The sequence below is a fragment of the Bacillus sp. KNSH39 genome, from assembly GCF_052656585.1.
In genome coordinates this window covers 2,134,441-2,146,693 of the sequence record NZ_JBQXYO010000001.1, presented here as the reverse complement: position 1 = coordinate 2,146,693, position 12,253 = coordinate 2,134,441, and the positions used below count along the sequence as shown (strand labels likewise).

General features: G+C 34.7%; 12 protein-coding genes. 9 read left to right on the top strand and 3 right to left on the bottom strand.

The window, feature by feature from the left end:
* The first annotated feature begins 126 nt into the window (after window positions 1-126).
* Complete coding sequence (locus ACUL40_RS10835; RefSeq protein ID WP_000910167.1) at window positions 127-609, top strand: GNAT family N-acetyltransferase; 483 nt, start codon at window positions 127-129, stop codon at window positions 607-609.
* A 15-nt stretch (window positions 610-624) separates the two neighbouring features.
* On the opposite strand, the gene ACUL40_RS10830 is transcribed toward ACUL40_RS10835, so the two are convergent.
* Together ACUL40_RS10830 and ACUL40_RS10825 are read right to left on the bottom strand one after the other, a co-directional pair.
* Window positions 625-897 (bottom strand): HU family DNA-binding protein, encoded by a 273-nt coding sequence (locus tag ACUL40_RS10830; RefSeq protein WP_001043904.1) that lies wholly within the window; start codon window positions 895-897, stop codon window positions 625-627.
* A gap of 139 nt (window positions 898-1,036) precedes the next feature.
* Entirely contained in the window at window positions 1,037-1,852 is an 816-nt protein-coding gene (locus ACUL40_RS10825; protein WP_063220796.1) for a formate/nitrite transporter family protein, read from the bottom strand.
* Window positions 1,853-2,045: 193 nt separating this feature from the next.
* On the opposite strand from ACUL40_RS10825, the gene ACUL40_RS10820 reads away from it, so the two are divergent.
* Window positions 2,046-2,939 carry a metallophosphoesterase gene (locus ACUL40_RS10820; RefSeq protein ID WP_001095335.1) on the top strand — a complete coding sequence of 298 codons (894 nt, stop codon included), beginning with the start codon at window positions 2,046-2,048 and terminating at the stop codon, window positions 2,937-2,939.
* A 199-nt stretch (window positions 2,940-3,138) separates the two neighbouring features.
* Here ACUL40_RS10820 and ACUL40_RS10815 read toward each other — a convergent pair whose 3' ends face one another.
* Window positions 3,139-4,221, bottom strand: a complete 1,083-nt coding sequence (locus ACUL40_RS10815; protein ID WP_000932436.1) for a chitinase — start codon at window positions 4,219-4,221, stop codon at window positions 3,139-3,141.
* 270 nt (window positions 4,222-4,491) lie between these two features.
* Between ACUL40_RS10815 and gabP the strand changes: the two genes are divergently transcribed.
* The 7 genes from gabP to ACUL40_RS10780 all read left to right on the top strand — a co-directional run bounded on the left by gabP (window position 4,492) and on the right by ACUL40_RS10780 (window position 12,191).
* Window positions 4,492-5,886 carry a GABA permease gene (gene gabP, locus ACUL40_RS10810; protein WP_000360112.1) on the top strand — a complete coding sequence of 465 codons (1,395 nt, stop codon included), beginning with the start codon at window positions 4,492-4,494 and terminating at the stop codon, window positions 5,884-5,886.
* Between the two features lie 134 nt (window positions 5,887-6,020).
* Entirely contained in the window at window positions 6,021-6,359 is a 339-nt protein-coding gene (locus tag ACUL40_RS10805) for a hypothetical protein (protein WP_002041693.1), read from the top strand.
* A 318-nt stretch (window positions 6,360-6,677) separates the two neighbouring features.
* On the top strand, window positions 6,678-7,220 hold the full coding sequence (locus tag ACUL40_RS10800) for a DUF420 domain-containing protein (RefSeq protein ID WP_000228315.1): 543 nt from the start codon (window positions 6,678-6,680) through the stop codon (window positions 7,218-7,220).
* A 117-nt stretch (window positions 7,221-7,337) separates the two neighbouring features.
* Window positions 7,338-8,501, top strand: coding sequence for an iron-containing alcohol dehydrogenase (locus ACUL40_RS10795; protein WP_001179093.1), 1,164 nt, complete (start codon window positions 7,338-7,340; stop codon window positions 8,499-8,501).
* 159 nt (window positions 8,502-8,660) lie between these two features.
* Window positions 8,661-9,413: a DeoR/GlpR family DNA-binding transcription regulator gene (locus ACUL40_RS10790; protein WP_000957279.1), complete on the top strand. Its 753-nt coding sequence runs from the start codon at window positions 8,661-8,663 to the stop codon at window positions 9,411-9,413.
* Window positions 9,410-10,321 (top strand): 1-phosphofructokinase, encoded by a 912-nt coding sequence (pfkB, locus tag ACUL40_RS10785; RefSeq protein WP_000640859.1) that lies wholly within the window; start codon window positions 9,410-9,412, stop codon window positions 10,319-10,321. Before ACUL40_RS10790 ends, pfkB begins: the two co-directional genes overlap by 4 nt.
* Before the next feature lie 13 nt (window positions 10,322-10,334).
* Window positions 10,335-12,191 carry a PTS fructose transporter subunit IIABC gene (locus ACUL40_RS10780; protein WP_000704605.1) on the top strand — a complete coding sequence of 619 codons (1,857 nt, stop codon included), beginning with the start codon at window positions 10,335-10,337 and terminating at the stop codon, window positions 12,189-12,191.
* The last annotated feature ends 62 nt before the right edge of the window (window positions 12,192-12,253 follow it).

Here is a 12,253-nt window from a genome sequence, read left to right as displayed (position 1 = left end):
AAAAACAATACTTGAATAAGTATTGTTTTTTTGTTCGTATAGAAATTAAAACGATATAATAAAGCAGAAATATAGAATCGTATGTAGTAGAAAAGTTAAGAGGTAGTTTGGTAAGGAGACTTATATATGTTAAAAGATATTATAATTAGAACATTCCAGAAAAAAGATTTAGATCAAGTATTACAATTGTTCTATGAAACAGTTCATACGGTTAATGCAAAAGATTATAATGAGTTACAGCTACAGGCGTGGGCACCGGAGCGACTAGATAGAGAAAATTGGTTACAGTCTTTAGAAAAGAATATTAGCTATGTAGCGGATCATAAAGGTATGATTGTGGGGTTTGGGGATTATAACGATGATCGTTACGTAGATCGTTTATTTACGCATAAAGATTATCAAGGGAAAAGAGTCGCTTCATACATACTACAGAAGTTAGAAAAAGAAGCAGTGAACTTGGGACATAGGGAGATATATACAGAGGCGAGCATTACCGCAAAACCTTTTTTTGAAAGTAAAGATTTTATTTGCATAAAAGAACAAAAGAAACAGCATAATGGTCAGATTTTTATTAATTATGTTATGAAAAAATATCCTTCTCATAAATGAGAAGGATATTTTTCATTATTTTACAGCTTCTTTTAGTTCTTTACCAGCTTTGAAAGCAGGTACTTTAGAAGCTGCGATTTGCATTTCTTCACCAGTTTGTGGGTTACGGCCTGTACGAGCAGCTCTTTCGCGAACTTCGAATGTACCGAATCCGATAAGTTGTACTTTTTCACCAGCAGCTAAAGTGTTAGTGATTGATTCTACTACAGTTTGTACAACTACAGTAGCTTCTTTTTGAGAAATCTCAGCATTTTGTGCTACGTTTTTAATTAATTCTGTTTTGTTCATGTTTTTCACCTCATATGTAAATAATGCTATTTAAGTTGTTATTATAACGTATAAAACATTCGAGAACAAGTGTACGTACATATATTCGCAAAAAAAATGAAATTTGTAATATTTTTAGGGTTCTTTATAGACATTCTATTTAAGCCGACAGAGATTTGTTCTTCATTTCAGTCTTCTCTTGATAAGAAGATAGTTTCTTATTATAAGATATGAAGTAAGGTAGTGCTACAAATAACATACCTCCTACTAAATTTCCAAAGAAAACAAAAATAAAGTTTGGAAAATATTCAGCCCAAGTGAAATGACCGGCAAAAATTGCGGCTGGGATGACAAACATATTTGCTACAACGTGTTGAAATCCAATCGCAACAAAAGTCATAACTGGGAACCAAATACCAATAATCTTTCCGATAAATTCTTTACTTCCCATACTGAGCCAAACAGCTAAACAAACGAGCCAATTACATCCGATTGCAGAAATAAATGCTTGCAATGGTGTATCTTGTAGTTTCGCTTGAGCGATAGAAATAGTTTTCGCTAAAAAAGCTCCTTCAGTTAAGCCAACGATATGGCCGAAAAAGTAGGCTGCAAATACAGCCCCTATGAAATTGCTAAACGTAACAATAACTAAATTTCGTATGAAATGAAATAAAGTAATTTTCTTTTGAAGCCAAGCCATAGAAACTGTCATCATGTTACCAGTTACTAGTTCACCGCCTGCAAGAATAACGAGAATAAGACCGATAGGGAATACAGCAGCGCCTAGAAAACTAGTAAATGATCCCCAATATTTTGGCATTGTTCCAATAACATGAATATCGAGTAAATACCCTAATGCGATAAAAGCACCGCCAAAAAAACCGAGAATTAGCATAGGGAGTAATGATAAATGAGCTTTTTTCCTTCCGGAATTCGCAGCAAGTTCCGTAATTTCTTCTGGTGTAAATACAGACATGAATAACCCCTCCGTAATAAAATGATGGAATGAATAGAAAAAGATTCGAAAATATATGTATTATAAAAATATGGTATGACTTCTGTATAAAATTGTCAAAGTGAATAGGGAGGAAATTACATATTAATAACATTGTTCATGTTGTCACATTAATGTAACAATAAGGATTTAAAGTGTTTCTAGAGGTGAAAACATGAATACGAATCATGTAAAAAAAGAACGAAAAAAATCAATCGTAAAGATATTTATTATTAGTTTTATAAGTATATTAATGATACTAGTAAGTTTGTATTATTATGCGACAGAAATAGAACGAAAACTAGTAACAGTTACATGGAATGAAATAGAAGCTTCTGCAATTCCTAAAGAATTTAATAATAAAAAAATATTACAGTTTTCAGATGTACATTTAGGGCCAGAGTTTACATTGAAGCAACTTGAACATTTGGTGGAGAAGATGAATGAATTACATCCAGATATAGTAGTTTTTACCGGAGATTTAATAGATAAATTTGGTTCTTATAGTGCAGAAAGAGAGGGAGCGAAGGCTATTTTGCAGAAAATTTATGCTCCCTTAGGGAAATATGCTGTGTTTGGGAATCATGATAGGGGCGGGGGCGGTAGTTTATTTTACAAAAAATATATCGAGGAAGCTGGTTTTTCTGTATTAGTAAATGAAGTGCAGAAAATTAAAGTGGAAAACGGCAAATATATTACAATATCAGGTTTGGATGATTTTCTATTAGGGAAGCCGAAAATAGATTCAACTTTAAAAAACTTGAAACAAAATGATTTCAACATGTTATTAGTACATGAGCCGGATGTTGTAACCAAAATAAATCGTTACCCAGTTGATCTTCAACTGTCAGGACATAGTCACGGGGGACAAGTCCAAATCCCTTTTGTAGGTCCGTTAATTACTACCAAACTAGCTGAGAGTTATGTTGAAGGTATGTATGAAGTGGAGGGGAAGAGTAAGCAGTTATATTTATATGTAAATCGTGGTATTGGGACTACTAGGATGCCTGTTAGATTTTGTAGTGTACCTGAACTTTCAGTTTTTGTGTTGAAGCAAAAGAGTGACTAGAATATTTAACAATATGATTCGGAGGAACGTGCGATGTTGGGCGATGGAAAACAGTTTCTTAAAACTTTAGATGTGACAAAGTAATTTTCATAAATAAAAAACAACAATAGGACCTATAAAGGGTCCTATTGCTGTTTTTATCCTGCATTGATTGCCCATAAATGTCCGATTGATGGGGGCTAATTATAGTTTTACTTTGTTATTTTTGCAAGGAAAGACCATCAAAATATGTTCTATAGTTATTTGAGAATTCGAAGTTGTTTTTTGCATCCCAATTAATAGACCAAGACATTAGGCCGCGGAATGCAGGATAGCCACTCTGGTTAGAAAGTTTATACTTTCCTCCGAACGGAACTCCTTTAATGATATAATTTAAAGCTTTTTTCATTTCAGTTGGCGAAATGTATCCACCACTTGGAGCTGCCGCTGGTGCTGCTGGAAGCCCAATCATGACTTGATCTGAACGAAGAGCTGGGAAAATGTTATTTGCATTACCACCTACAGGAAAACCATGTAAGAGCATATCTGCCATAGCGACCTCGTAGTCTGCAGTACCTTGATTGTAGTTATTACCGTCCATTCCAATCCCGCTACCAGCGTTGTAGTGTTGAACATGAATGTATGTTAGTTTATCTTTCACTCCGTAAATAATTGGTAAATATGCACCCCATATGCTTCCATATGCGCTATAACCGCCTTGAACATAAGCTGTTTCAGGAGCCATGCTTAATAGAAAATCTGGACCATAATGATCTGAGATTGTTCGAATAGCTGATATAAGATTTACGATTTGGGGAGTAGTTGGATTTTTGAAATTAGTATCATTTCCGTTTAAGTAAATACCTGATTCAAGGTCAATATCTATTCCATCAAAACCGTATTTATCGATTAGAGACTGTATGGAATTAATAAAACGATCCTTAGCGGCATTGTCAGGAAGTAAAACGACTCCATTTTGTCCACCTATTGAAAGAACTACTTTCTTTCCTTTACTTTTTAAATAAGAAATATCTGATTTGAAGTCTGCATCTGTACCATACACAGGAGAAAATTCAACAGTGGAACGATCACCACCAGTTTCACCAAAAGATACATTGATTACATCCCATTTTGGTGAAACGTCTTTTAATTTAATAATGCCAGTACCGTTATCAAAGTTATGCCAATATCCAACGAGTAATTTTGAACCTAAATTGTTTGCTGCTTGTGCTTGGAAAGGGGATAGCGGTAGAAGTAAGAACATTACTAAAATACAACAAAAAAATTTGAACTTGTTTAACATATCAACACTCCTATACAAAAAGTTGTCTAGATGTATAATCTTGTTTATTTAATAATATCTGAAAATTCTTTCTTTTGTAAAGGGACTATAATTTTCTCAACAATTGTGTATGGGAAAGTATTAAACCTAATGTAATAATTTTTGAAGAAGGTTGAATTGTAATTGTTAAATTCAGAATATTTTGATATATTTTAACGTATAGAACAAAATCTTTCGCACAGTACTCTTACATAAGTTTCAAAATTTAGTTTGGAAGGGGATGTACAAGATTTGGATAAAAATCTAAAGAAAGACCTCAAAATACGCCACATTACAATGATTTCAATTGGCGGCGTAATAGGGGCTGGTTTGTTTGTTGGAAGTGGTGCAGTTGTACATTCGGCAGGACCAGGTTCTATCGTTTCATATGCATTAGCAGGACTTCTAGTCATTTTCGTCATGAGAATGCTAGGAGAAATGGCAGCTGTTAATCCGACAAGTGGTTCATTTGCAACGTATGCAAGAGAAGCGATTGGTCCTTGGGCGGGTTATACAATAGGCTGGTTATACTGGTTTTTTTGGGTAATTGTTATTGCAATAGAAGCCACAGCAGGTGCTGGTATTATCCAATATTGGATTCCACAAATACCGCTTTGGTTATTAAGTTTAATATTAACAATTTTATTAACGCTGACGAACGTTTTTTCGGTGAAATCATTTGGAGAGTTTGAATATTGGTTTTCTTTTATTAAAGTAATAAGTATTGTTTTGTTCCTTTGTCTAGGTCTTGCTGTTATTTTAGGATTTGTTCCAGGAACAGAAGCACCCGGCACTTCGAATTTAATTGGACAAGGTGGATTTATGCCAAACGGTATAAGTTCGGTCCTGCTTGGAATTACTGTTGTTATATTTTCATTTATGGGATCAGAGATTGTAGCAGTAGCCGCAGGTGAATCTGCAGAACCTGTAAAAGCAGTAAAAACAGCAACAAACAGTGTGATTTGGCGTATTCTTGTATTTTTTATTGGGTCTATAGCGGTAGTTGTTACGCTACTGCCATGGAATTCAGCAAACATATTAAAAAGTCCATTTGTAGCTGTACTTGAACATATAGGAATACCAGCGGCAGCACAAATTATGAATTTTATCGTTTTAACAGCTGTACTTTCTTGCTTAAATTCAGGCTTATATACAAATTCAAGAATGCTTTTTTCAATGGCAGAAAGAGGAGATGCTCCAAAGTCATTTTTAAAATTGAACAGTAGTGGTGTTCCCGTTCGAGCGGTTTTATTTGGAACTTTCTTCGCTTATATTGGAGTTGTGTTTAGTTACATTTCTCCAGATAAAGTCTTTTTGTTTTTAGTGAATGCATCTGGCGGGATTGCGTTACTAGTTTATCTCGTTATTGCAGTTTCGCATTTAAAGATGCGTAAAAAAATGGGGAAAGTAGAACAACAAAATTTGAAAGTGAAAATGTGGCTTTTTCCGTATGTAACGTATGTTACAATTGCTGCTATTATAGCAGTTTTAGTTGCGATGTTCGCAATTGATACTTTACGTTCACAAGCATTTTTAACAATGTTTGTTACAGTTCTTATCATACTTTCTTATTTTATTTTTAATAGAAATAAAAATAGCACAGTTTTGCATCCTAAAAGTAAGAATGAGGAATCTGTTCGATTCTAATTTTCTTATTTTCGAAGAGAGTTACACCCAATCATTGCTATAAAAGAATCATATATAATCATAGAAACAAGTAATTACTATTGTCATAGTGAATATAAACTTTTTTCTTGACTTTTTATACGAAGGCGAGCAAAATGGTAAAAAAGGAAGGGGGGATGATGATGGAAGAGTACGTATTAGAGCTGTATAACCTGTTATATACGACAGAATGGCAAGATATTGTTTCGTTTCTAGGAATCGTATTTTGCATGAAAATTGTAATTGTATATATGGAAGAGCAAGGTATGTTCTATTCCTTCTCATCTCCGTTCGATGTGCAGCGCGAGCCGTTGCTAAACTATGCCAATGTGAATTACGAACAATTTCCTTTTGTAGTTTTCTTTATGATTCGATTTATTACAGCAATTGTAAGGAAAAAGGAAAGTGATGATGAAGAGTGCCACGCAACTTGTAAGGTAGCTAACGTTTTTTAAGCTAAATACAAGGAGGAGATTTATATGTGGTTTCGATTTCTTATGATTGGTTTCTTTTCATTAACAGCAATTTCATTAATGGGATATCAAGTGTCTGAAATTTTTCAAGCATATAGCGATACATTTTTTAACAAAAACTAATTGCATTGCTATTTGAATAATAAAGCGATAAAATCCTTCTTAAGAAGTTTTATTAAGAAGGATTTTTTTCTTTGTCTGGTCTTGCTGTGTCAAACTATTGTCACATTTACACTGTGAATAATATGTTAAAATAGTGAGGTTATGTATACATACTTGAAGGAAGAGGGAGTGACCATTTTGGTGGATCAATCAACAAATCAGAAAAGCTATGCTCCTATTGTGATAACGCTTTCTGTAATTGTAAATGCGATTATTTTATTTTTGTTCTTTGGACCTGTTGGCTATGAAGGAGAAGTACATTTTGATGTAACGATTTTACCAATGTTAAACGCGATTTTTAATAGCTTTACGTTCGTATTTTTATTAGCAGCGTTATTCTCTATTATTAAAAAGAATGTGAAAATGCATCGTGGTTTTATCCTTGCAGCATTTACGACAACTTTACTATTTTGTGTGTCGTATTTATCGTATCATTACTTAGCACCGGCAACACATTTTGGCGGAGAAGGATTCATTAAATATGTGTATTTCATCATTTTAATTACACATATTATCCTAGCAGCAATTATCGTACCACTTGCATTGTTTGCGCTTGTATTTGGTTTTACAAATCAATTAACACGTCACCGTAAAATTGTACGTTGGACGATGCCGATTTGGTTATATGTAAGTTTATCTGGTGTTATTGTTTACTTAATGATCTCACCTTATTACCAATAAAAAAATCTCAGCCTGTAGGCTGGGATTTTTTTATTAAGCAAATATTTTTGTGAAATGAAAAAAATATGGTATACAAAAGTATAGTTGCTTTTCATATAGAAGGGATGGTAAAGAAATATGCAAAATTTTGTATTTCGTAATCCAACGAAACTTATTTTCGGTAAAGGTCAATTAGAACAGTTAAAAACTGAAATTCCACAGTTCGGTAAAAAAGTTCTTCTCGTATACGGGGGAGGCAGCATTAAAAGAAACGGTATTTATGATAATGTAATTTCTATTTTAAAGGATATTAATGCAGAAGTATTTGAATTAACAGGTGTTGAACCGAATCCACGTGTATCAACTGTAAAGAAAGGGATTCAAATTTGTAAAGAGAATGGTGTTGAATTTATTTTAGCAGTTGGTGGAGGAAGTGTAATCGACTGTACGAAGGCAATTGCAGCTGGTAGTAAGTACGATGGAGATGTATGGGATATTGTAACGAAAAAAACATTTGCTAATGAGGCATTACCATTTGGTACTGTACTTACTCTTGCAGCAACAGGATCTGAAATGAATGCAGGCTCGGTAATTACAAACTGGGAAACGAATGAAAAGTATGGATGGGGTAGCCCGGTTACTTTCCCGCAGTTTTCGATTTTAGATCCAGTTCATACTACTTCTGTACCGAAAGATCAAACAATTTACGGTATGGTAGATATTATGTCGCACGTATTAGAACAATATTTCCATCATGGAACGAATACAGAACTACAAGATCGTTATTGTGAAGCTGTTTTAAAAACAGTAATTGAGACAGCTCCTAAGCTTTTAAGTGATTTAGAAAATTATGAGCATAGAGAAACTATTTTATATTGTGGTACTATGGCGTTAAACGGCATTTTAGCAATGGGAGTAAAAGGAGATTGGGCGACTCATAATATTGAGCATGCAGTTTCTGCTGTTCATGATATACCACACGGGGGTGGCCTTGCGATTTTATTCCCGAACTGGATGAAGCATGTTGTAGAGGGAAATGTAAGTCGTTTTAAACAGTTTGCTATTCGAGTATTCAATGTAGAAACAGATGGAAAGACTGATCGAGAAATTGCGTTAGAAGGAATTCAGGCGTTACGTCAATTTTGGACTTCAATTGAGGCGCCAGTAACATTATCTGATTACGCTATTGGAGAAAATGAAATTGATTTAATGGCGGATAAAGCGATGGCGTATGGTGAATTTGGTAACTTTAAAAAATTAAATAAAGATGATGTTTTAAGTATATATAAAGCTTCTTTATAAGTGAATTTAGAAAAGAAATCTATTTGATTGTTTGATCGAATAGGTTTCTTTTTTTGCTGTTTATAAATGTTTGTGGATGTTTTTGATTATTTTTGATTGTTTATGGTTGATTTTTGTGACCGTTTTCATTATACTGTAATCAAAGAAGAGGTGAATAAAATGTTAACTCCTGAACGTCATCAAATGATATTGCAACTTGTAAAAGAACAGAAAGTTGTAAAATTACAGCAATTAGTTGAAAGAACAGAAAGCTCTGAGTCGACAATTCGCCGTGATTTAGCACAATTGGAAAAGCAAAGGTTATTAAAAAGAGTTCATGGTGGTGCCGCTGTTTTAACAGGAAAAGGGCAAGAACCAACGATGGTCGAAAAATCATCCAAAAACATTCAAATAAAACAACAAATTGCTAAGTATGCGGCTAGCGTTATTGAACAAGGTGATTGTATTTATTTAGATGCAGGAAGTACAACATTTGAAATGATTCCATTTTTAATAAATAAAGATGTTACTGTCGTTACGAATGGACTTATGCATATTGAAGCTTTAGTTGAAAATAATATTCGTGCGTATTTACTAGGCGGAATGATGAAGAGTAGGACGAAAGCTTTAATCGGTGCTATGGCACAGGAAAGTATGCAGAAGTATCGTTTTGATAAATGTTTTTTAGGTGCAAATGGTGTACATGAACAGCTTGGCTTTACAACGCCAGATCCAGAAGAAGCGCTCTTAAAACAAATGGCATTAACATTAGCAAACGAAGGATATTTCTTAATTGATGAAAGTAAGTTTTCAGAAGTTGCGTTTGCGAAAATTGCAAATGTTGAAGATGCAAATATTATTACAAACCATTTAGAAATTGATTTAGAAAAATATAAACAACAAACCAATGTAATTGAGGCTGATAAACAATGATCTATACAGTTACTTTAAACCCATCTATTGATTATGTAGTGCAAGTTTCTTCCTTTGATTTAGGAACAATAAATCGAGCGGAAAAAGATATGAAGTTTCCTGGAGGAAAAGGAATTAATGTTTCTCGTGTTCTTCAGCGTTTAGGTGTTAAAAATATAGCACTTGGATTTACTGGTGGATTTACTGGTCAATTTATTAAAGAGGTATTACAGACGGAAGGTGTAACAACAAACTTCGTCCAAGTAGATGAAGATACTCGCATTAATGTGAAAATAAAAGGGGAAGAAGAAACAGAATTAAATGGCCAAGGTCCTATTGTAACAAAAGAGCAGTTCGAACAGTTAATGAAAAAAATTGAGAGTATGCAACCTGGAGATTGTGTTGTACTTGCTGGGAGTGTACCAGTTTCTATTCCAAGTACCTTTTACGAATCAATTGCTGCGTTTGGAGCTGAAAAAGGTATTCGTGTAGTAGTAGATGCAAGTGGAAGTGCACTGCAACATGTAATTAAAAATAAGCCATTTTTAATTAAGCCAAACCACCATGAACTTGGTGAGTTGTTTGGAGTGGAGCTTTCAACAGTAGAGGACGTTTTACCTTATGGAAGAAAATTAATTGAACAAGGTGTAAAACACGTTATCGTATCGATGGCTGGAGAGGGAGCTTTATTATTTACGGCAGAAGGTATATATGAAGCGACTGTTCCAAAAGGTGTTGTAATTAATTCAGTTGGGGCCGGGGATTCTCTTGTTGCAGGGTTTGTAGGCAAATATGAACAGACAAAAGATATTGAAAAGGCATTTCAATACGGCGTTGCAACAGGGAGTGCAACAGCATTTTCAGCTGATTTATGTAAGAAGGAAAAAGTAGAAGAATTATTGTCGCAAGTAATTGTAGCTAAGCGATAGGGGGAAGCAACATATGAAAATTACAGAACTATTAAAAAGGGATACAGTCATTATGGATTTGACAGCTTCAAATAAAGAAGCTGTCATAGATGAATTAGTTGAGAAATTAAACGGGGCAAATCGTTTAAATAGTAAAACGGAATTTAAAGAAGCTATTTTAAAGCGGGAGGCCCAAAGTACGACTGGAATAGGGGAAGGTATTGCAATACCTCATGCGAAGACAAAGGCTGTTAAACAACCATCGATTTGTTTTGGTAGAAGTGTAAGCGGTATCAATTATGAGTCGCTTGACGGACAGCCAGCACACTTATTCTTTATGATTGCTGCAAGTGAAGGAGCGAATAATACTCATTTAGAAACGTTGTCTCGTTTATCGACATTATTAATGGATGAAGGATTTCGCAAGCAACTATTAGAAGCAAAGGATGAAAGTGAGCTTCTTCAACTATTTGATGAAAAAGAGAATGAAAAAGAAGAAGAGATTGAAGTCGCAAAACCAGAAGGAAATGAACCGTACGTACTTGCTGTTACAGCTTGTCCAACTGGAATCGCTCACACATATATGGCAGCGGATAGCTTAAAAGCAAAAGCGACAGAGTTAGGAATAGCGATTAAAGTTGAAACAAACGGATCAACAGGTATTAAAAACGGTTTAACGAAAGAGGATATTGAACGTGCAACAGCTATTATTGTTGCGGCGGATAAACAAGTAGAAATGAATCGTTTTGCTGGTAAACATGTCATTCAAGTGCCAGTTGCTGATGGGATTCGAAAAACGGAAAATCTGCTTAAGCGAGCTGTCAAACAAGATGCACCAATCTTTAAAGGTGTAAAAGAGGACGGGAAATCAGAAAGTATTGAGGGAGAAAAAGGATTAGGAATTTATAAGCATTTAATGAGCGGTGTAAGTAATATGCTTCCATTCGTTGTTGGTGGCGGGATTTTAATAGCGCTAGCGTTTTCGTTTGGTGGTATAAAGGCGGAAGGTCCTTTAGCTGAATTGTTCATGTCAATTGGTGGAGGAAAAACAGGTGCGTTTTTATTCCTTGTACCAATTTTAGCTGGATTTATTGCAAGTTCTATTGCTGATCGTCCTGGTTTTATGCCTGGTGTTGTAGGTGGATTTTTAGCGGCGAATGCGAATGCTGGATTTTTAGGTGGATTAATTGCTGGTTTCTTAGCTGGATATGTTGTTTTAGGGTTGAAAAGATTATTTTCAGGACTACCAGTACAATTAGAAGGAATTAAACCTGTATTGTTATATCCAGTCTTTGGATTATTGATTACAGGAGTTGTAATGCAAAAAGTAGTAATTCCGCCTGTAGTAGCATTAAATGAAATGTTGACAGGGTGGTTAAATGGTTTAAACGGTACGAATGCTATATTACTAGGTCTTATTTTAGGTGGTATGATGGCAATTGATATGGGGGGGCCAATTAATAAAGCGGCATTTACGTTTGGTATTGCTGCAATAGAAGCGCAGAATTTTGGAGTGCACTCAGCAGTTATGGCTGGTGGGATGGTACCACCACTTGCGATTGCATTCGCAACTACATTCTTTAAATCAAAGTTTACAGAAGCGGAACGTAAATCTGGTTTAACAAATTATATTATGGGAGCGTCGTTCATTACAGAAGGTGCGATTCCGTTTGCAGCTGCAGATCCGGTTCGAGTAATCGTAAGTTGTGTTGTTGGTTCAAGTATTGCAGGTGCGTTATCTATGTTATTCCAAATTACATTACCGGCACCGCATGGTGGATTATTTGTAATAGCGTTAGTAAATAAACCGTTACTATATATTTTCTCTATATTAATTGGAACAATTGTCTCGGCTGTTATGCTAGGTGTTTGGAAAAAGAAAGTTCAATAACAAATAAAAAGAGAGCAGTTTTTAGTAGCTGCTCTCTTTTTATTACAAAAAAATAGGTTAAC